17 protein-coding genes are annotated in these 19,469 nt (G+C 64.6%); 12 read left to right on the plus strand and 5 right to left on the minus strand.

Features of this window, described 5'->3' with window-relative positions; genetic code table 11:
* The first annotated feature begins 53 nt into the window (after positions 1 to 53).
* From ACMT3I_RS10285 to ACMT3I_RS10305, 5 genes are all read left to right on the plus strand, one after another.
* Entirely contained in the window at positions 54 to 1,241 is a 1,188-nt protein-coding gene (locus tag ACMT3I_RS10285; protein WP_414804395.1) for an ABC transporter ATP-binding protein, read from the plus strand.
* The gene (locus tag ACMT3I_RS10290) at positions 1,241 to 2,398 is read left to right on the plus strand and encodes a spermidine/putrescine ABC transporter substrate-binding protein (RefSeq protein WP_414804396.1); all 1,158 of its coding nucleotides are present in this window, start codon (positions 1,241 to 1,243) and stop codon (positions 2,396 to 2,398) included. The genes ACMT3I_RS10285 and ACMT3I_RS10290 overlap by 1 nt, the downstream gene beginning before the upstream one ends.
* Complete coding sequence (locus tag ACMT3I_RS10295) at positions 2,398 to 3,300, plus strand: ABC transporter permease (protein WP_414804397.1); 903 nt, start codon at positions 2,398 to 2,400, stop codon at positions 3,298 to 3,300. Before ACMT3I_RS10290 ends, ACMT3I_RS10295 begins: the two co-directional genes overlap by 1 nt.
* Positions 3,297 to 4,175 carry an ABC transporter permease gene (locus ACMT3I_RS10300; RefSeq protein WP_414804398.1) on the plus strand — a complete coding sequence of 293 codons (879 nt, stop codon included), beginning with the start codon at positions 3,297 to 3,299 and terminating at the stop codon, positions 4,173 to 4,175. Before ACMT3I_RS10295 ends, ACMT3I_RS10300 begins: the two co-directional genes overlap by 4 nt.
* A gap of 61 nt (positions 4,176 to 4,236) precedes the next feature.
* Positions 4,237 to 4,584: a cupin domain-containing protein gene (locus tag ACMT3I_RS10305; RefSeq protein WP_414804399.1), complete on the plus strand. Its 348-nt coding sequence runs from the start codon at positions 4,237 to 4,239 to the stop codon at positions 4,582 to 4,584.
* Positions 4,585 to 4,983: 399 nt separating this feature from the next.
* Here ACMT3I_RS10305 and ACMT3I_RS10310 read toward each other — a convergent pair whose 3' ends face one another.
* Positions 4,984 to 6,558 carry an MDR family MFS transporter gene (locus tag ACMT3I_RS10310; RefSeq protein ID WP_414804400.1) on the minus strand — a complete coding sequence of 525 codons (1,575 nt, stop codon included), beginning with the start codon at positions 6,556 to 6,558 and terminating at the stop codon, positions 4,984 to 4,986.
* 108 nt (positions 6,559 to 6,666) lie between these two features.
* The gene (locus ACMT3I_RS10315) at positions 6,667 to 8,364 is read right to left on the minus strand and encodes a PucR family transcriptional regulator (protein WP_414804401.1); all 1,698 of its coding nucleotides are present in this window, start codon (positions 8,362 to 8,364) and stop codon (positions 6,667 to 6,669) included.
* A gap of 115 nt (positions 8,365 to 8,479) precedes the next feature.
* On the opposite strand from ACMT3I_RS10315, the gene ACMT3I_RS10320 reads away from it, so the two are divergent.
* Together ACMT3I_RS10320 and ACMT3I_RS10325 are read left to right on the plus strand one after the other, a co-directional pair.
* The gene (locus tag ACMT3I_RS10320) at positions 8,480 to 9,964 is read left to right on the plus strand and encodes a CoA-acylating methylmalonate-semialdehyde dehydrogenase (RefSeq protein ID WP_414804402.1); all 1,485 of its coding nucleotides are present in this window, start codon (positions 8,480 to 8,482) and stop codon (positions 9,962 to 9,964) included.
* A 9-nt stretch (positions 9,965 to 9,973) separates the two neighbouring features.
* Positions 9,974 to 11,347: an aspartate aminotransferase family protein gene (locus tag ACMT3I_RS10325; RefSeq protein ID WP_414804403.1), complete on the plus strand. Its 1,374-nt coding sequence runs from the start codon at positions 9,974 to 9,976 to the stop codon at positions 11,345 to 11,347.
* Positions 11,348 to 11,456: 109 nt separating this feature from the next.
* On the opposite strand, the gene ACMT3I_RS10330 is transcribed toward ACMT3I_RS10325, so the two are convergent.
* On the minus strand, positions 11,457 to 12,470 hold the full coding sequence (locus ACMT3I_RS10330; RefSeq protein WP_414804404.1) for an SDR family NAD(P)-dependent oxidoreductase: 1,014 nt from the start codon (positions 12,468 to 12,470) through the stop codon (positions 11,457 to 11,459).
* Between the two features lie 218 nt (positions 12,471 to 12,688).
* Here ACMT3I_RS10330 and ACMT3I_RS10335 point away from each other — a divergent pair, with 218 nt between their 5' ends.
* From ACMT3I_RS10335 to fmdA, 3 genes are all read left to right on the plus strand, one after another.
* Positions 12,689 to 13,255: a TetR/AcrR family transcriptional regulator gene (locus ACMT3I_RS10335; protein ID WP_414804405.1), complete on the plus strand. Its 567-nt coding sequence runs from the start codon at positions 12,689 to 12,691 to the stop codon at positions 13,253 to 13,255.
* A gap of 321 nt (positions 13,256 to 13,576) precedes the next feature.
* Positions 13,577 to 13,861 (plus strand): FmdB family zinc ribbon protein, encoded by a 285-nt coding sequence (locus ACMT3I_RS10340; protein ID WP_414804406.1) that lies wholly within the window; start codon positions 13,577 to 13,579, stop codon positions 13,859 to 13,861.
* 49 nt (positions 13,862 to 13,910) lie between these two features.
* Positions 13,911 to 15,167: a formamidase gene (fmdA, locus tag ACMT3I_RS10345; protein ID WP_414804407.1), complete on the plus strand. Its 1,257-nt coding sequence runs from the start codon at positions 13,911 to 13,913 to the stop codon at positions 15,165 to 15,167.
* A gap of 81 nt (positions 15,168 to 15,248) precedes the next feature.
* Here fmdA and ACMT3I_RS10350 read toward each other — a convergent pair whose 3' ends face one another.
* Both ACMT3I_RS10350 and ACMT3I_RS10355 read right to left on the minus strand, forming a co-directional pair.
* On the minus strand, positions 15,249 to 16,409 hold the full coding sequence (locus tag ACMT3I_RS10350; RefSeq protein ID WP_414804493.1) for an acyl-CoA dehydrogenase family protein: 1,161 nt from the start codon (positions 16,407 to 16,409) through the stop codon (positions 15,249 to 15,251).
* Between the two features lie 37 nt (positions 16,410 to 16,446).
* Positions 16,447 to 17,718 carry a CaiB/BaiF CoA transferase family protein gene (locus ACMT3I_RS10355; protein ID WP_414804408.1) on the minus strand — a complete coding sequence of 424 codons (1,272 nt, stop codon included), beginning with the start codon at positions 17,716 to 17,718 and terminating at the stop codon, positions 16,447 to 16,449.
* A 126-nt stretch (positions 17,719 to 17,844) separates the two neighbouring features.
* Here ACMT3I_RS10355 and ACMT3I_RS10360 point away from each other — a divergent pair, with 126 nt between their 5' ends.
* The gene (locus tag ACMT3I_RS10360; protein WP_414804409.1) at positions 17,845 to 18,609 is read left to right on the plus strand and encodes a FadR/GntR family transcriptional regulator; all 765 of its coding nucleotides are present in this window, start codon (positions 17,845 to 17,847) and stop codon (positions 18,607 to 18,609) included.
* Positions 18,596 to 19,384: a cache domain-containing protein gene (locus ACMT3I_RS10365; protein ID WP_414804410.1), complete on the plus strand. Its 789-nt coding sequence runs from the start codon at positions 18,596 to 18,598 to the stop codon at positions 19,382 to 19,384. Before ACMT3I_RS10360 ends, ACMT3I_RS10365 begins: the two co-directional genes overlap by 14 nt.
* The last annotated feature ends 85 nt before the right edge of the window (positions 19,385 to 19,469 follow it).

A 19,469-nucleotide genomic window follows, 5' to 3' on the forward strand; every position in this document is an offset into this window, starting at 1 on the left:
ACCTGCCCACGCAGGATGCAGCGCCACCCGCACGACGAGAGGAACCAAACACCGTGAGCTCCCCCACCGTGAATACCAGCCCGTCGCTCGATGTACGTGCCGGACAGCCCAACGACGTGCACACCGGACAGGCCGACCAGCTCGGAACCGTCAGTCTGCGGGGGATCGTCAAGTCATACGGCGACGCACCCGCGGTGCGTGGCATCGACCTGGAGGTGCGCTCTGGCGAGTTCATCTCGCTGCTCGGACCATCTGGCTGCGGTAAGACCACGCTGCTGCGCATGATCGCCGGGTTCGAGCATCCGGATGAGGGTGACATCCTGGTCGGCGGTACATCGGTGCTGAATGCACCGCCGCACAAGCGGCCCGTCAATACGGTGTTCCAGTCGTACGCCCTCTTCCCGCACATGACCGTCGCCGAGAATGTGGGTTACGGGCTGCGTCAGAAGCGTGTGCCAAAAGCGGAAATCGCAACGCGTGTTCGTGAATCGCTGGTGCTGTGCCGGATGCTTGAATTCGCCGATCGCAGCCCGCAGAAGCTCTCGGGCGGCCAGCAACAGCGGGTCGCGCTCGCCCGCGCACTGGTCAATCGCCCCCGAGTGCTGCTGCTCGACGAGCCGATGTCTGCCCTCGACCGCAAGCTCCGCGAAGAGATGCAGATTGAGCTGAAACTGCTGCAGCGCCAGCTCGGCATCACCTTCGTGTTTGTCACGCACGACCAGCAGGAGGCCCTGTCGATGAGCGACAGGATCGTCGTCATGCAGGGCGGCCTGATCCAGCAGGTGGGCAGCACCGAACACGTCTACTCTGAACCGGCCAACGCGTTCGTCGCCGGCTTCATCGGCAAGCAGAACTTCATCAATGCCATCGTCGCCGCAGCGCCGACCAATGGTGCAGGCGTACTCGCCAGCGCCGACGGTCAGCTCGTCACCAACCAGTCGATAGCCGGGCGGGCGATCGGCAGCGCAGTACGGGCGGCAGTGCGCGCCGAGGATGTGCGCGTGAGCGCCACAGCGCCGGTCACCACCTCGGCAACAGGTGCCGCTGCAATCCAGGGAACTCTCGTCGGCATATCGTTCCTCGGCGATGCAATGCAGTACGTCGTCCTCACCCCGACGGGCCTTGAGCTGATTGCTCGCACCGCGCCGGCACAGGCCGAACCTCTGGAGACGGGCGCAACAGTGTGGTGTTCCTGGGAGCCCACAGACCTCCGGGTCTTCGACCAGGTAGCGGCGGTCTGATGACCCAGCCGATCCGCGCCCTCGTTCCATCGGCGAGCGCCGCACGAATCTCCCGCCGGGCAGTGCTGTCAGGTTTCGTCGTGCTGGGCGCGACGGGAATCCTCACCGCCTGCAGCCGACCGTCTGCCTTCGCGGCATCCGCTCTGCCTGACGGCACGCAGGAGTCCAATCTCAACGTCTACTCATGGGGCGACTACGACGATCCGCAGAACCTCGTCGACTTCATGGCCCTCGGCACAGTCGTGCAGCTCGACAGCTACGGGTCTAACGAAGAACTGATCGCCAAGCTCGGCGCCACCCGCGGCACCAGCGGATACGACGTCATCGTGCCGACCGGAAACTACGTGCCGATGATGTCGGCCAACGGGCTGCTGGAAGAACTCGACCACAGCTACCTGCCGAACCTGGCAAACCTCGATCCCCTCTATCTCGACCAGAGCTGGGACAAGGGCAATAAGTACACGGTTTGTAAGAACTGGGGCACAACGGGCTTTGCCTATGACACCCGCGTGATCACTCGACCGATGACATCCTGGGCCGATTTTCTCGAGGCAGCCCAGAACGAGGCGAGTAAGAACACCGCCCTTCTCGAAGATTCGTGGGAAGTGTGCAGCATGTTCTTCGCTGCCAACGGCATGGACCCGAATACGACGGACCCCGCCAACCTCGCCGCCTGCGAGGAGTACCTGGTCGGCACGCTGGCCACACACATCAAGGCCTTCAACTCCACCGCCGTCTCGAGCGGGATTCCCGAGGAGACGTTCGCCCTCATGCAGGCGTTCAACGGTGATGCCAGGCAGGGACTGCTCGTGACCGACACCCCAGAGGCCTGGAAGTTCGTCTATCCGACGCCGACCGCCAACCTCTGGATGGACACCTGGGCTATTGCCAAGGGGGCACAGAACATGGATGCCGCATACGCGTTCATCAACTTCATGCTTGAGCCAGACGTCTCATACCGGGAGGTTGACTACATCGGTTACAGCACTGGCGTCATGGGCATCGCCGAGATGGCTGCTGAGAATGAGTTCGAGCTGCCAGAACTCGTCTTTCCGTCGAATGAGATCATCTCTCGCCTCACCCCCGCCGAGATCAATGACAGCACAGAGAAACTCGTCACAATCGTGAACCGGATGATGGCAAAGGCGGCTGCCTGATGGCTAAACGTTCACGGTTCGGCGGCGCAGCCGTCCTCGGCTTCCCCACCTGGGCCTTTGTCGTCTTCTTCTTCATCATCCCGCTGGCTCTCGTGCTCTGGTACAGCTTCGGGTACAAACCAGACCTCTTCACCGCACACGCCAACGACGTTCTCTCGCTCGACCGCTACGCGGAAGCACTCGACGAGACGTTCTTCGGCACGTTCTGGAACACCCTCCAGATCGGCCTGATCGGCACAGCCCTCTGCCTGGTGATCGCCGTGCCATTCGCATACTGGCTGGCCGTCAAGCTCGACCCGAAGTGGCGTCCGCTCGGCCTCGCACTCGTCCTTGTGCCGTTCTGGACCAACTTCCTGGTGCGTACGCTCGGCTGGCAGATTGTGCTCTCGCCCAAGGGATTCCTCTCTGACACCCTGCAGAACCTCGGCCTCATCGACGGTCGGCTCGACGTGCTGTACACGCAGGGCGCCGTGCAGCTGGGTGTCGTCTACAACTACCTGCCGCTGATGATCCTGCCGCTGTTTGTCGCCATCGACAGGGCAGGCCCTGCGCTCCGCGAGGCAAGTGCCGACCTCGGAGCCAACCGCTGGCGCACCCTGTGGCAAGTCACCCTGCCGCTGGCTGCCCCCGGTATCGCGTCAGGCAGCCTGCTGGTGTTCATCCCGCTGATGGGTGACTACATCACAGCATCGGTGCTGGGCGGTGCTCAGGGCAACATGATCGGGCAGCTTGTTGCCAGTCAGTTCAATACGGCCCAGAACTGGGCGCTCGGTTCGGCTATGGCCGTACTGCTCATGTTGTTCATCGCTGCGGCCGTCGCCGTCTGCGCGCTGGTGATTTTCGTCATCCGCGCGTTCGTTCGACAATCTCGCCGCGTCAATCTGTCTGGAGGTGCAGCATGACCGCAACGCTCAAGGCAACCGCAATGCTCAAGCGCAGACCGGACGCCGTAGCGATCGGCCTCCGAGTGTGGGGCATCATCGTTTTCGTGTTCCTGTTCCTGCCGATCATTGTGATGATCGTGTACTCGTTCAACACCGGCAGGTTGCTCGCCTCGTGGGAGGGCTTCGGCTTCGACGCGTACGAGGCAGCGCTGGCCAACCCGATCATCCGGGGATCGATCATCACCTCGATCACCGCGGCCGTCGGCGCCGCGATCCTCTCGACAGCACTCGGCACCCTCGGCGGTATCGCTCTGGCCCGGTCGCGCGTCGGCTCACTCACCGTGATCGTCGCCACCGGCCTGCTCGCCATCACCCTGTTCACTCCCGAAATCGTCGATGCCGTCGCCATGCTGCCGTGGTTCGTTACGCTGGGAACCGATGCCGGGCTCGGAGCCTTCAACATCGGACTGGTCAGGCTGGTCACTGCGCATGCAGTGCTCTCGGTCGCCGTCGTCACGTTCATCGTGCGCGCCAGGATGGCCGGGCTGGATGCCTCACTCGAGGAGGCTGCGGCCGACCTCTATGCGACGCCGTTTCGTCGATTCACGCAGATCACGCTGCCCATCGCCAGCCCGGCGATCTGGGCAGGTGCGCTGATGTCGTTCACGCTGAGCCTCGACAACACGATCGTGTCGAGCTTCATCCAGGTGCCGGGATCCACTCCGTTCCCTGTCTACATCTTCAGTGCGCTGCGCGTGGGGCTACGGCCGGAGATCGCTGCGGTTTCGACGGCAATGTTCCTGCTCACGCTGCTCGCCCTCGCCGTGGTGGCGATGGTGCTGCGCCGTGGCAACGCCTCGACAGAAGAGATCGCGCGCACGCTCGCCGGGTAGTTCCTGCTCCCTGCTTGCTGCACTTTCACCTCCCCCGCACGCCGCCCAGAAACGGATGCTCATGCTCGACTCCTCAACCCTCACCACAGCCTCGGCCCTGGCGCTCGAGTACACGGCGGTACCCGATGACCAGCGCGCCGCCGGGCAGCCGACGACGGGCTACGCCACCCTGGGCGAGTTCAATGGCAGTGAGATCGGCGTCTGGGAAATGACGCCAGGCGCCATGACCGACGTCGAGGCCGACGAGGTATTCATCGTTTTGTCCGGGGCCGCATCCGTCGACTTCACGGGGACAACCGAATCGATCACGCTGGCGCCGGGCGATGTCGGTCGGCTGCGCGCCGGCCAGCAGACGCTGTGGACAGTCACCGAGACCCTGCGCAAGGTCTACGTCACGCCGGCTGGCTGAGCGGTCGACGCGGTCGGATGCCTTCGGCTGCAGCGAGCTGCTGCAGCGGTCTGCTGCATCGGGCGGATGCCATCGGGCGGATGCCATCGGCGAGTGTATTCCGCGGGCGGATGCCATCGGTCGCGCCGCGAAGCGAAGTCCGGGCGCGGGGTTTTCCTCTGGGCGCGCGATATTTCGCGCGCCCAACGTACTTTCGCGCGCCCAACGTACTTTCGCGCGCCAGCGCAGCGCCAGCGCAGCGCCAGCGCAGCGCCAGCGCAGCGCCAGCGCAACGGATGAACGCACGCCAGCAGGCGGGCGATGCCACCCAAACCACCAGGCGCAGGATGTGGCGCCAGAAACGCAGAAAGTAATCGTCACAACCTCCACGACTCATGCATGCGGGGCCGCCGCATCCGCTCAGTGAGCGAATCGGGTGGGTGCCTCAGCGCCGTCCAGAGCGTCGTCGTGCTGTTCTATGGGCTTGCGGATGAACAGCGCGCCCACGATGGCGAACAGCGAGATGACCGCTCCTGCGACGAATGCCATCTGCACGCCGCCCGCAGCTGCGGCATCCGGCGTCGCACCCGACACCGCAAGTGACGCGCTCTGCGACGCCATGATCGTGATGAACAGAGCGGTGCCGGCTGCACCTGCAACCTGCTGCACCGTGCCCAGGATCGCGCTGCCGTGCGAGTAGAGCGCCGGCTTCACCGCACCGAGCGCCGAGGTGAACAGCGGAGTGAAGACGAGGGCGAGGCCCAGGCTGAGCACGATGTGCGCGCCGAGTACGTAGTACGGCGACGTCGTTGCGCTGATCAAAGTGAGCGCCCAGAGTGCGGCACTCACGATGATCGAGCCAGGGATGAGCAGCGGCGCAGGGCCGACCCGGTCATACAGCCGGCCGACAAACGGAGCGAGCAGTCCCATCAGCAGGCCACCGGGCAACAGCAGCAGGCCGGTAGTGATGGCTTCGAGGTGCAGCACCTGCTGCAGATAGATCGGAATCAGGATGATCGTGCCGAACAGCGCAACCATGCTCACGGCCATCATCATGATTGACACACTGAAGGTGCGCGACACGAAGGTACGCAGGTCGAGCAGCGCCTTGTCGCTGCGCTGCAGGATGAGCTGTCGAATGACGAATGCCGCGAGAGCGAGCACGCCGACCCCGATCGACATCCAGACCTGCATCGTTGCCATGCCGGTGACATCCGGCTGGCTGAGTTCGCCGACCCGGCTGAGGCCGTAGATCAAACCACCGAAGCCGAAGGCCGACAGGATCACCGAGAACACGTCGAGCGGCACCTTCTGCGGCGTCGTCACGTTTTCAACACGACGGATGCCGATGACAAGCATGATGAGGGCGATCGGCAGCACCAGCCAGAACATCCAGCGCCACGTCAGGGTATCCAGGATCAACCCTGAAACCGTTGGGCCGATGGCCGGCGCCACCGAGATGACGATCGACACGTTGCCCATCGTCTTGCCACGCGTTGCCGGCGGCACCAGCGTCATGATCGTCGTCATCAGCAGCGGCAGCATGATCGCCGTGCCGGATGCCTGCACAACGCGGGCCAGCAGCAGCAAGCCGAAATCGGGTGCGAGCCCGGCAAGCAGGGTGCCGAGGGAGAACAGCGACATCGCCGCGATGAAGATCGGTCGGGTGTTGAAGCGCTCAAGCAGGAAACCGGTGATCGGGATGACGATGGCCATGGTCAGCATGAACGCTGTCGACAGCCATTGGGCCGTCGCCGCCTCAATCTGCAGGTCGAGCATGATGTCGCGGAGGGCGACGTTCATGATCGTCTCGTTGAGGATGACGATGAAGGAGGCCACAAGCAGCAGCCCGATCACGCGCTTGTTGCGTTTGCCGTGGTCGGCCACGACCCGACCGGCTGCAATCCCCTCGGCCGCAATCCCGTCGGCAACGGTGCCATCGTGTGCGCGAGGGTTCTGCACTTCAGTCTGGGCGGTGTCGGTCTGTTCGCTCACGCGCACTTCCAATCGTCGGCGGTAGAGCTCAGGCTTCTCCGGAGCGTCAGGACGAAGAAGGGTAACCAGCGCCGTTCACTGCTTATTCCAAGGTTGAGGACGAAAGCCCTACCCGCGCGACGACGTCCTGGCGATCAGCGCCGTGTGCAGGGCGCTGATGATTTCGCCGTCATCCAGGTCGACACCGAGCAGGTCCTCGATCAGGGCGATGCGCTGATAGAACACCGAGCGGGAGAGGTGGCTGGCGGCCGCGGCCTTGGTGCGGTTGCCGGGATGCGTGACGAATGATCCGAGCACGGTGAGCAGGTCGCCGTCGCTCTCGATATCGTGCTCGATCAACGGCTGCAGCATCTGCTCGCTGTGCGCCTGCAGACGCGGATCGTTGCCCAGCGCGGTCACCAGCCGCAGCAACGGTCGGTTCTCCATCCGAAGTACGGCGAGCCCGCGACGCTTTGCACCACTGTTTCGACGCAGCAACTCCGATGCCTCATCGAGCGAGCCGAGCAAACCGGGCACGTCCTGCGCCTCACCGCCGATCGCCAGCGCGAAGTCCGGGGTCGACAGACCGAGCTCGGTAGCCAGCCGGGTCGCGAAGCTCGTCACCAGATTCTCCGACAAGCGGATACCGCGCGGCAGCGACAGCGCCACCATCAGCTGGGGAACGTCGCTCGACGGATGCGCTGCGGCCACGGCATCCGCCCCGATCGCCTGTGCGGCGGCGAGGGCAGCGGCCGTCGCGGCGCTGCCGGGCTGCACGCCGATGGCAAGTCCGGAGAGCTGGCGCCCCTCGATCGCCATCCCGGCCGATTCGAGCCGGGCGACGACACCACGTTCGGAGGTGTAGCGCCCGCCGATCAGACCCGACAAGGCCTGTTCGTGGCCGCGCCTGGTCCACTCGCCGCCGTCTCGGTCGGCCAGTCGTCCGAGCGCAAGCGCCACGGCCGCCTGTTGCATCACCTGGGAGCGTCCGGCTGGATGAGCGGCTCCTGGCAATGCAACCAGATAGCCCCAGCGGATGCCGCGCGCCTCGACGGGAACGATATCGATCGTCGGCGCGGCACTGGCACTGGCATTGGCATTGGCATCCGTCGTCGTCATCTGGTTCGCCCGGTGAGCTGCCCGCGACCGCTGCTCCCAGCCCTCGAGCAGTTCGTCACCATCAACGAGCGACTCCACGGCAACAACCTGGTGGTTGAGGTCTTCGAGCACGACTGGCGCGTTCAGCGTGCGGCCGAGCTGAGCAACGATGTAGTCGGGCGGACTCCCCCGCAGGCTGAGCCCGGTGAACAGCTCGTTCACCTGATCGCGGGCGCGCAGGGCGTCCATCTGGTCGGCGATGATCCGGCTGTGCACGGCCTCGGTGACCGAGACGAACTTGATCTCCCTGTGTAGCGCGATGAGCGGAAAATCGCGGGCGGCGCAGGCCTCGACCAGGGCGCGCGGAACGCTGCTGAAGCGCACGCCGAGCTCGAGCACCAGTCCGGCTGCTCCCACCCGCACGAGATCATCGGCGAACGCGTCGAGTGCCGCGTCATCCGTTGACCAGCCGACACCGGTGGCCAGCAGAAGCTCCCCACCGTTCAGCAGCTCTGCCGCACCGAGACTCTCGTTGACGTGCACCCAGCGCACCGACCTCTCGAGCGAATCGGCACCCGCAAGCAGCTCGGGAAGAGCGCTTTCAAGCAGCGGCAGGTGCAGGATGTCCCGCACTGTCGGCAGCACGCCGCCCAGGCCATTCGCCTCACTCGGACGATCTGTACGACTCACGACGGATACGCGACGATCTGGCACTGTGGTTGCTCCCATTCGACTGCGATCATTGGGACACAAGCATAGGTCCCGGTGCAATCACTTTGTTCGATTCCACCAGATTCCCGCCATTTCTCGGCCAGGAACAAGACCCAGAACCAGAGGAGACTTCATGGCACTCGTGCGCCACTTCATCAACGGCCAGGATGCTGGCGAGCCCACCCGTACCGGCATCATCTACAACCCGGCAACCGGAGCGGCACAGCACGACCTGATCCTCGGTTCGGTCGCCGATGTCGAACAAGCCATCAATGCAGCCAAAGCCGCACTTCCTGCATGGCGCCGCACCAGCCTGGTCAAGCGTTCCGACGTCTTCTTCCGGCTGCGCCACCTACTCAAAGAGCGCACGCCTGAGCTGTCAGCCATCGTCACGAGCGAACACGGCAAGGTTCTCTCGGATGCCGCAGGCGAAATCTCGCGCGGTCTCGAGAACGTTGAATTCGCATCCGGTCTCACCCACCTGCTGAAGGGCGAGCACTCCGAGCAGGTCTCGACCGGGGTCGATGTGCACTCGGTCAAGCAGCCCGTCGGCGTCGTCGGCTGCATCACTCCGTTCAACTTCCCCGTCATGGTTCCGCTCTGGATGGTGGCCTCAGCCATCGCCTGCGGCAACACTGTCGTGCTGAAGCCCAGCGAGAAGGACCCGTCTGCCGCGATCTTCCTCGCCAAGTTGTTCCAGGAAGCCGGCCTGCCAGACGGCGTACTCAACGTCGTTCACGGTGACAAAGAAGCCGTCGACACCATCATCGACTCCCCGGATGTCGCAGCCGTCAGCTTCGTCGGCTCCACCCCGATCGCCAAGTCGATCTACACGCGCGCAGCCGAAAACGGCAAGCGCGTGCAGGCACTGGGTGGCGCCAAGAACCACATGGTCGTCATGCCGGATGCCGACATCCCAGGGGCAGCGGATGCCGCGATCAGCGCAGCGTACGGCTCGGCCGGCGAGCGCTGCATGGCTGTCAGCGTGCTCGTCGCCGTCGGTGACATCGCCGACGAACTTGTCGAAGCCATCCGTTCACGCATGGACGGCCTCGTCATCGGCGACGGCACGAACTCGGCAAGCGAGATGGGCCCGCTGATCACGCGCGAGCACCGCGACAAGGTCGCCTCGTACGTCACCAACGCCCCAGCCGAGGGCGCAACCGTCGTCGTCGACGGCACCAAGCAGCAGTTCGACAACGACGGCTTCTTCGTGGGCGTCAGCCTGATCGACAACGTCACCACCGACATGAAGGTCTACCAGGACGAGATCTTCGGTCCGGTACTGGCCGTCGTACGCGTCGAGAACTACGACGAGGCCGTCGCGCTGATCAACTCCAACCAGTTCGGCAACGGCGTCGCGATCTTCACCCGTGACGGTGCGACAGCTCGCGCGTTCGAGTTCGACATCGAGGTCGGCATGGTCGGCATCAACGTGCCGATCCCTGTTCCCGCCGGCGTCTACTCGTTCGGCGGCTGGAAGGACTCGCTGTTCGGCGACGCCCACATCTACGGCCCCGAGAGCGTGCAGTTCTACACGCGCAGCAAGGTCGTCACCACCCGCTGGCCGAAGCCGAGCGAGTCGCAGATCAACCTCGGCTTCCCGAGCAACCACTAAGGAGCTTCGATGACTTTCGACATCACCAGCCCGCTGGCCGACGACCTGGCCACCGAGGCCGAGGTGCGTGCCAACGACCGTGGCCACGTGTTCCACTCCTGGAGCGCTCAGGCGCAGATCAATCCCCTGCCCGTCGCATCCGGTGCCGGCGCCACCTTCTGGGACTACGAGGGCAACGCGTACCTCGACTTCAGCTCCCAGCTGGTCAACCTCAACCTCGGCCACCAGCACCCCGACCTGGTTGCCGCCATCCAGGAGCAGGCCGGCCGCCTGGCCACCATCCAGCCGGCCATGGCCAATGACGTGCGCGGCGAACTCGCCCGCCGCATTTCAGAGGTCGCGCCGGGCACGCTGAACAAGGTGTTCTTCACCAATGGCGGGGCGGATGCCAACGAGTACGCCGTTCGCATGGCTCGCCGGGTCACCGGCAAGCGCAAGGTGCTCTCGATGTACCGCAGCTACCACGGCTCGACGGCCACGGCCATCTCACTGACCGGCGACCCGCGCCGGTGGGCGAACGAGCCGAGCGACGGCTCTGTCGCGCACTTCTTCGGCCCGTACCTCTACCGCTCGGCCTTCCACGCGACGACAGAAGCAGAAGAATGCGCCCGCGCGCTCGAGCACCTCGAGCAGGTCATCCAGCTCGAAGGCCCGTCGACAATCGGTGCGATCATCCTCGAGACGATCGTCGGCACCAACGGCGTGCTCGTGCCGCCGGCCGGCTACCTGCCCGGCGTGCGTGCACTCTGCGACACATACGGCATCGTCTACATCGCCGACGAGGTCATGGTCGGCTTCGGCCGCATCGGTGAGTGGTTCGCCGTCAACGCGTTCGACGTCACGCCAGACCTCATCACCTTCGCCAAGGGCGTCAACTCGGGCTACGTCCCGCTCGGCGGCGTCGTCATCTCGGATGCCATCGCGTCGTTCTTTGACGACGTGCCCTTCCCCGGTGGACTCACCTATTCAGGCCACCCGCTGGCGTGCGCTCCCGGTGTCGCGACGTTCGATGTGTTCGAGCGCGACGGCATCCTGGATCGCGTGAAGGATCTCGGGTCACGCGTCGTCGCTCCGACAGTGCAGGCATGGCGTGAGAGCCACCCCTCGGTCGGGGATGTGCGCGGAACCGGACTGTTCTGGGCCATCGAGCTCGTGCGAGACAGTGACACGGGCGAACCGTTGGTTCCGTTCAACGCCGCCGGTGCGGATGCCGCCCCGATGAACGCTGTCGCCGCCGCCTGCAAGGCTGCCGGACTCTGGCCGTTCGTCCACTTCAACCGCCTGCACATCGCTCCCCCGCTGGTGATCTCTGAAGAAGACCTCGTGCGCGGCCTCGCCATCATCGACGAGGCGCTGAAGGTAGCTGACGGCTACGTCGTCTAACCTCCACGCTGACATCTGACGCCGGCTACGACAGTAGCCACTACGGCACAGGCCGGGGACGGGAGCCATAAGCTCCCGTCCCCGGCCTTTCTGATTGCGCGAGGCTGTATTACTGAACCGACCAGCCGCCATCCGACGGCAGGATTGCACCGTTGATGTTGACGCCGTCATCGCTGAGCAAGAAGGTGATCGACGCGGCGAGCTGCTCGGCCGTGGCCAGGGACGGGATCATCGACTGGAACGGCTGCAGACGCTCACTGCCGGCCTTGGACACGTTGGCGGGGAACGGGATACCCGTTGCCACGCCACCCGGTGCGACGACGTTGACGCGGATGCCGTGCGGACCGTACTGGAACGCGGCGCTCTTGGTCATCCCGATAACAGCGTGCTTAGAGGTCGTGTAAGCGTTGCCAGACGCGTTGCCGCGCAGGCCTGCCTCGCTCGAGACATTGACGATCGAGCCGGAACCCGCGGCAACCATTGCGGGCAGAACACCGCGCGTGAGCTTGAAGGCACCCGTGACGTTGACGCCCATCACGCGGTCCCACATTGCATCGCTTGTCTCGTGCAGCGGCGAGAAGTCATCGTTGATGCCGGCCACGTTGGCCAGCCCGTCGATAGTGTCACCGGCGGCAGCGATGATCGCGTCGACCGATTCCTGCTTGGTGATGTCGCCGGGGACGGCGACCATTTCGGCACCGGGCATCGAAGCGAGAAGCTCGTCGAGCTTGTCTACTGAGACGTCGACGGCGATGACGCGCCCACCCTCGCGGGCAATGCGGCTCGCGGTTGCACGGCCGATACCTGATGCTGCACCCGTGACGATGATTGTTTTGCCCGAGAAGCGACCGTTGGTGATCTTCTCCTGCCAGCCCGATGCCTCAGCCTCAGGAATCACTCCACCGTTGACGGCCTTGACCAGGTCGTCGATGACCGACTGGGGCATCTGGCCCTGGCTGAGTGCGACCATCTGCTGCAACGGCAGGCCCAGAACCGGGGCGAGCGAAGCCTCATCGGCACCGGCTGCCGACAGCATTCCCCTGACGGCAGGTCCGCCGACCGGGTGAGCGAGCCATTCGCCGATCGTGCTGCTGCCGGTCAGTGGCGTGGATTCCGTTGCCATGTGCGCTTTCCTTTCATCGCGCTCTGGTCTCAGGGCCAGAGCGAAGCGTGTCTCCTTCGACGAAGAACAGGTGCGCACTTCGTCGTAAGTGCCCCAAGTATGGTGTCGTGCACGTGCCACCTCAAGGCATGTCCAGCTTATCCAACACATGACGGAAAACCGACAGTTGTTGGAGAAACTGTGGCGGCCCTCGTCGGAATGCTGAAAGAATCATGAGCATGGATTCCCGAGTCGCTCGCACCCGCACGAGCCTGCAGCACGCGCTGCTTGCCCTCGCTCTCGAGCATCCACTCGATGACATCACGATCGGCAGCATCACTGAGCGTGCCGGCGTCAACCGCAGCAGCTTCTATCAGCACTATTCAGACAAAGAGACGCTGCTCGCCGATGCGCTGGATGCCATCGAGGCCGAGGCAGGCGCCCAGGTGCCCGCGTTCGACGGCCCACTACCCACCCAGACCCCGAGCGATCTCGTCAGCTACCTTCGGCACTTCGAAACACATGTGGTGCTTTACCGACGCGTGTTGCTCGAGGGCGGCTCGTCGGTCGCGGCCGGGCGAATCCGCTCGCGCCTTGAGCTCGCCGCCCGCGAAGGCATCCTCTCGTCTGGCTCGACCGCGTTCGAAGGAATTCCCATCGAGGTCATCGGCGCAGGCATCACCGGCTCAGCCCTCGCTGTGATTGAGAACTGGCTCGCGCGCGACCCACTGCCGCCTGTCGAGGTCGCGGCATCCTGGCTCTGGCACGTCTTGATTGGCCCCGGCCAGCTTCGATTCAACGACTAACTCAAGCTTCTTGGTCGCGAAGGGTCGCCTGCAACTTCGCCGCCTCTTGCCCCAACGTCTCGGTCATCGCTAACCTGAGAAAAACTTGCATTTGTGCACTGTGCATCGAACGGATGCTGGGATGCACTGCTCGTTGGCTCCGTTCCGAAGCACGTCCCTCAATGGCTTCACCGGCTGGTTCACGATCGTCGCCGCATATGCGCTTTCTCGTCGCACAACCCTCTCCGGCGTGACCGCGCTTACCGCACCCTCAACCGTTGAGAGCAAAGAGGCACAGGCTCGAGGCAGCACGTACGAAGCACGAATCGAAAGGGATCGACAATGCCGTTGTATGACTTTCGTTGTCCAGAAGGGACAACTTTTGAGACCGCGTTCCCGCTGTCTGCGGTTCCCGATTCCACGATGTGCCCCGAGTGCCATCAGCCGGCCCGCCGCCAGATGAGCTCGCCTCGCCTGTCGATTGCCACGAGCGCTGAGTTCAAGCTCATCGACTCGACGAAGCGCAGCGCGCACGAACCCGAGGTGGTCTCCGGCCGAACCGGAGCAACCAAGCAGGGCACCCGATACACCAGTAACCCGTTACATCGAAAGCTTCCTCGCCCCTGATCGGGCGCCAGATCCACCCAAGTACGACATCGTTTAAGGAGAAAACACAATGCCAGAAGTGATCTTTCCGCTCGATTCGACCAAGAAGTTTGAGGATCAGGAGAAAGTCGGCCACAACCGGTGGCACCCAGAAATTCCGCCCGTTGCCACGGTCAAGGCCGGCGAAGTCTTCCGTGTCGATTGCCGAGAATGGTTCGACGGAGCCATCAAGAATGATGACTCGGCACAAGACATCCTCGATGCGCCGCTACTGACAGTTCACAAGCTCTCCGGCCCCTTCGCCGTCGAAGGTGCCAGGCCAGGCGACCTGTTGATCGTCGACATCCTCGACGTCGGTCCGATCCCCCAGGAAGACACCGGGCCGCTTGCCGGTCAGGGCTGGGGCTACACGGGCATCTTCTCCCGCAACAATGGCGGCGGCTTTCTGACAGAACAGTTCCCGGATGCCTACAAGGCAATCTGGGATTTCACCGGCCAGGTCGCGACCTCGCGCCACATCCCGGGAGTGTCATTCGAGGGCCTCATCCACCCCGGCCTGATGGGCACTGCTCCATCGGCCGCGCTGCTGGCCACGTGGAACAAGCGCGAGGGTGATCTCATCGCCACTGATCCACACCGCGTTCCGCCACTGGCCCTGCCTCCGGAGGCTGAGCACGCCGTATTAGGTGGGCTCGCCCGCGACCAGTGGGCTCGCGTGGGTGGCGAGGCCGCCCGCACGGCACCGCCTCGCGAGAACGGCGGAAACCAAGACATCAAGAACCTGTCGAAGGGGTCTCGGATCTTCTATCCGGTGTTCGTCGACGGTGCGAACCTCTCGCTCGGTGACCTGCACTTCTCGCAGGGCGATGGCGAAATCACCTTCTGCGGAGCCATCGAGATGGGCGGCTTCATCGATCTGCGCGTCGACATCATCCGCGGCGGCATGGAGACCTACGGGGTATCGGAGAATGCCATCTTCATGCCCGGTCGGGTCGACCCGCAGTTCAGCGAATGGATTGCGTTCTCTGGCACCTCGGTCACCCTCGACGGAGAGCAGCGCTACCTGGACTCGCATCTGTCCTACCAGCGCGCTTGTCTGCACGCCATCGACTACCTCACGAAGTTCGGCTACGCCCCTGAGCAGGCCTACCTGCTGCTGGGGGCGGCACCGATCGAGGGCCGACTTTCGGGCGTCGTTGACATCCCGAACTCCTGCTCGACGGTCTACATCCCCACGGCAATATTCGACTTCGACGTGAGGCCATCGGCCAGCGGGCCACACCAGATCAATCCAGGCATGGGCGCACCCCGCGCATCGAATAAGTAGGTCACGCCGCTAGCCACGAAACCGCACAAGGGTGCCAACAGGAGTTCTGTTGGCACCCTTTCGAGTTGCACAATTCGTCGCTTAGCCGAACGCGTTCAGCCCGGTCATCGCCCGGCCGAGCACAAGCTGATGGATCTCGTCTGTGCCCTCGTACGTGCGCACCGACTCCAGGTTTGCCAGGTGACGCATCACGGGGAACTCGCTGGTGATGCCGTCTCCGCCGAGGATGCTGCGCGCCTGCCTGGCGATCTCGATCGCCTCGCGCACACTGTTGAGTTTGCCGACGCTGATCTGAGCGGGTGTCAAAACACCGCGCTCCTTCAACCGGCCCAGATGCAGCGCAAGCAGCGTGCCCTTCTCGTATTCGAGAAGCATGTCGGCAAGCTTCGCCTGGGTGAGCTGCATTGCCCCGATCGGCTTGCCGAAGACTTCGCGGGTGCGTGAGCGGTCGATCGCGACCTCGAGGCAGGTCCTGGCCGCTCCCATCGCGCCCCAGACGATGCCGAATCTGGCTTCGTTGAGGCATCCGAACGGCCCAGAGAGTCCCCGCGCCCCTGGCAGCTGCGCGTCGGCAGGCACTCGCACGCCGTCGAGGATCACGTCGCACTGGATTGACGCCCGCATCGACAGCTTGTTGTCGATGGGAGTTGCGGTGAAGCCCGGTGTGTCAGTGGGCACGAGGAAGCCGCGCACACTGTCGTCGGTTGCGGCCCACACGACTGCGACATCCGCGATGCTGGCCAGGCCGATCCAGCGCTTGGTCCCGTCGATGATCCAGTCACCGTCATCTGTGCGTCGGGCAGTGGTCTGCATCGCTGCCGGATCACTTCCACCCGTCGGCTCGGTCAGCGCGAAGCAGCCGACGATCTTGCCGGCAGCCATGCCGGGCAGCCAGCGGTCCTTCTGCTCCTCAGAGCCAAACTTGGCGATCGCCGTCATCGCAAGGGATCCCTGCACAGACACGAAGGTGCGCCATCCGCTGTCTGCGGCTTCGAGCTCCTGACAGACCAGTCCGTAGCTGACAGCACTCGCGCCCGCGGCCCCGTAACCGGTGAGGTGCATGCCGAGAAAACCTGCAGCACCGAACTCGGCGATGAGCTCGCGGCGAAAGTACTTGTCGTCGAAGTCCTGCTCGATGGTGGGCAGGATGCGCTCGGTCGCGAACCGGCGGGCCTTCTGCTGCCACTCGCGTTCCTCGTCAGAGAGCAGCGCGTCGAAGTCAAAGACCTCGTCGACGTGCAGGGCCGACGAAGCGGATGCCGCTACGTCGCGGGCTGCATCATCGGATGCCGCACCGTCGCGTTCCGCCGCGGAGCCGGTTGCCGGTGTGCTGTCGGTCGTGGTCACTGGTGTCCTGCTTTCGTGTGTTCGGGAAAGTCTCGGGTTGCATCAGCTTCTGCACCCATTCGGCCCCGGCGTGCTCGCCGAGCGTCGGGGGCGATGTGCGGTACGCCGCGGGTGCGCCGGCCAGGTGGATCGGGTTCGCGACCTGCCTGCTGACCCGGCCGAGGGCATCATGCACGTCGACGACTGCGTTGAGGCCGAGGTCGTCGGCGAAGGCGAATGCCTCGTCGATGGTGTTCACCACTCCGGCCGGTACCCCGGCGTCGGTGAGGGTGTCGACCCAGGAGGCCGCGGTCCCGCTGGCCAGGCATCCGTTCATCGCTTCACGCAAGGCGGCGCGGTTCGCGACGCGCAGTTCGTTGGTCAGATAGCGCGCATCGTCGGCAAGCTCCGGCGCCCCGATCAAGCGGGCAAGGGTGCGGAACTGCCTGTCGTTGCCGACGGCGATGATGAGGGCGCGGTCGGCCGCGGGAAAAGACTCGTACGGTGCGATGCTCGGGTGCGCATTGCCCTGCCTGGCCGGCGATATCCCGGTCGCCAGTGTGCTCGACGCCTGATTGGTGAGCGCTGCAAGAAGCGTGGTGAGCAGGTCAACCTCGAGCAGCTGGGCATCTCCGGTCTCGTCACGCGCACGCAGGGCGAGCAGGATGCCACTGAACGCGTTCTGCCCGGTGAGCACATCGACGAGAGCCACACCCACCTTGCTCGGTTCACCGTCAACCGGCCCGGTGATGCTCATCAGCCCACCGACTCCCTGCACGAGCAGGTCGTACCCGGCCAGGCGCGCCCCGGCACCCGAGCCGAATCCGGTGATGGAGCAGTACACGACTCCCGGATTCTGCGAGCGCAGGGTCTCAAAATCGAGCCCGAACCTGGCCATCACACCTGGCCTGAAATTCTCGACGACCACATCGGCAGAGGCGGCGATTCGCTGCGCCTCGGCCAGCCCCGCCTCGGTCGTCAGGTCGCAGACCACCGAGCGCTTGTTGCGGTTGAGCCCGGCGAAATAGGTCGAGCCGCCCTGCGCGTCGACCGGCGGAGTCCATGCCCGGGTGTCGTCACCGGTCGGGCTCTCGATCTTGATCACGTCTGCGCCGAAGTCGGCGAGCATCATCGTGGCATATGGCCCGGCGAGCACTCGAGAGAAGTCGGCGACACGGATGCCGGCGAGCGGGCCGCGTTGCACGGCGTCAGGATCGTCCCGCACAGCGCCTCCTCGCGTCTCTGAATAGAACCGCAGAACCCGCAGCGGTCGCATCTGATTTGATCCTATACCGGATGTTTTATGCCGCTCCAGCAGGAATGGTTCGGTGATGGCCACTAGATTTGCAGCATGGCGGCTGAGCGACAACCCGGGGCGCGCGAAGCGGTCTTCGCGCAGCTCATCGAGGCCGGTCGCGCCGAACAGGTTGCCCAACGCCTCACCGACGCCATCATCCTCGGTGTCCTCGCGCCTGGCGAGCGCTTGCCGAGCGAACCCGAGCTGGCCAAGCGCTTCGGCGTCGCACTCATCACCGTGCGCGAAGGCCTCGGGGTGCTGCGCGACTCCGGGTTGATCGAGACGCGCAGGGGACGAGAGGGCGGCAGCTTCATCACCGCAAGCCCCGCTCAGCACGGCTCCCTGTTGGCGGCGAGACTCCGCGGCCTTGCCAGGGTCGACCTCAGCGATATGACCGTGTACTTCTCGACAATCGTGGCCGGCTGTGCCGAGCGCGCCGCGATGCACGCTTCGGCTGACGATGCAGTGCGGTTGGCCACCTGGCTGGCCGGTGCCGATTGGAGTACTGCGTCGGCAGCACGCAGCAACGCGGGCGGATTCTACCTGGAGCTGGCCGTCCTCAGCCAGTCGGCGCGCCTCGTGCGCGAACAGATCAGCCTGCAGGCCGACTTCGGCCCACTGCTGCTGCTCGCCATGACAGACGAGCAGGCCAGAGCCCGGCTTGCGGCCGAGAATGCGCTGATCGCCCAAGCGATCAGCGCGCAGGATGCCGTCACCGCCCGTACCCTCGTCGCAACCCAGATCCAGGAACTGGCCGAGTGGCTGCTTGCCGCAAAGACGACGATTGAGCGAGGAGGTCGCCTCGATGACGACGCCTGAGACGGCTGACAGCACTGAGACCGCTGACGGCACTGAGCACCTTGACGGCACTGAGCACGCTGGCAGGGCCACGATGGCACGCGCCGAGACCACGCCGGTCGAAGTGGCCGCGGCCGTCGACATCCTCTTCGAGCAGATCTTCGTGCGACTCGACGAATGGCGCACTGTGGTCGCCGACTCCGGCGAGCAGATCACCCCCGGCGACCTCGATGCCCTGGTCGAAGATCTCGTCGTGTCCGAACTTGCGCAGCCCGCCCCGTTGTTCATCGGTGCCGGCTTCATAACGGCCGGCGACTTCGTGAACGGCACAGACGTGCACTTCTCCTGGTGGCTCGGACCATTCGAGGGCAACCCGATCCTCGGCCGCACCACCGAACCGACCAAACTCGACCTGACCGCCCGCATCCACACTGAATACCTGCGCGATTTCCGCTCGCTCGAGTGGTACAGCATCCCGGAGACCACCCGGCACGCACACGTGACGGGGCCGTACGTCGATCACCTCTGCACCTTCGAGTACATCCTCACCATCACGGTTCCGGTGTACGCGAACGACGACCGGATGATCGGCGTCGTCGGAGTGGATGTCGCGGTGCGCACGCTTGAAACCCAACTTCTTGGCCTGTTCCTCGACTGCCCCCTCTCCCTCGCCATGCTCAGCGACGCTGGTCGAGTGATCATGTCGACGGATCCCGCGGTGTCACCCGGTTCGCTGCTCACCGCGCACAGACGCTTGCCCTGCCCAACGACCCCCTTCGCCCTCGCCATCCTCTGACCGGTACCGGCTGCGCGAGATCGGAGTTGTGGTCGTTCTGAGTGCAGAATAACGACCACGACTCCGATCTCGCGCCCGCTGTACG

It is taken from the genome of Leifsonia sp. A12D58 (genome assembly GCF_047530025.1).
GTDB lineage: Bacteria > Actinomycetota > Actinomycetes > Actinomycetales > Microbacteriaceae > Cryobacterium.

Excerpts from the sequence above, each read along its gene's own strand:
- ACMT3I_RS10365 (WP_414804410.1), top strand. The coding sequence starts at position 18,596 with ATGACGACGCCTGAGACGGCTGACAGCACTGAGACCGCTGACGGCACT.
- ACMT3I_RS10300 (WP_414804398.1), top strand. The coding sequence starts at position 3,297 with ATGACCGCAACGCTCAAGGCAACCGCAATGCTCAAGCGCAGACCGGAC.
- ACMT3I_RS10325 (WP_414804403.1), top strand. The coding sequence starts at position 9,974 with ATGACTTTCGACATCACCAGCCCGCTGGCCGACGACCTGGCCACCGAG.
- ACMT3I_RS10320 (WP_414804402.1), top strand. The coding sequence starts at position 8,480 with ATGGCACTCGTGCGCCACTTCATCAACGGCCAGGATGCTGGCGAGCCC.
- ACMT3I_RS10315 (WP_414804401.1), bottom strand. The coding sequence starts at position 8,364 with ATGGGAGCAACCACAGTGCCAGATCGTCGCGTATCCGTCGTGAGTCGT.
- ACMT3I_RS10295 (WP_414804397.1), top strand. The coding sequence starts at position 2,398 with ATGGCTAAACGTTCACGGTTCGGCGGCGCAGCCGTCCTCGGCTTCCCC.
- ACMT3I_RS10340 (WP_414804406.1), top strand. The coding sequence starts at position 13,577 with ATGCCGTTGTATGACTTTCGTTGTCCAGAAGGGACAACTTTTGAGACC.
- ACMT3I_RS10330 (WP_414804404.1), bottom strand. The coding sequence starts at position 12,470 with ATGGCAACGGAATCCACGCCACTGACCGGCAGCAGCACGATCGGCGAA.
- fmdA (WP_414804407.1), top strand. The coding sequence starts at position 13,911 with ATGCCAGAAGTGATCTTTCCGCTCGATTCGACCAAGAAGTTTGAGGAT.
- ACMT3I_RS10360 (WP_414804409.1), top strand. The coding sequence starts at position 17,845 with ATGGCGGCTGAGCGACAACCCGGGGCGCGCGAAGCGGTCTTCGCGCAG.
- ACMT3I_RS10290 (WP_414804396.1), top strand. The coding sequence starts at position 1,241 with ATGACCCAGCCGATCCGCGCCCTCGTTCCATCGGCGAGCGCCGCACGA.
- ACMT3I_RS10305 (WP_414804399.1), top strand. The coding sequence starts at position 4,237 with ATGCTCGACTCCTCAACCCTCACCACAGCCTCGGCCCTGGCGCTCGAG.
- ACMT3I_RS10335 (WP_414804405.1), top strand. The coding sequence starts at position 12,689 with ATGGATTCCCGAGTCGCTCGCACCCGCACGAGCCTGCAGCACGCGCTG.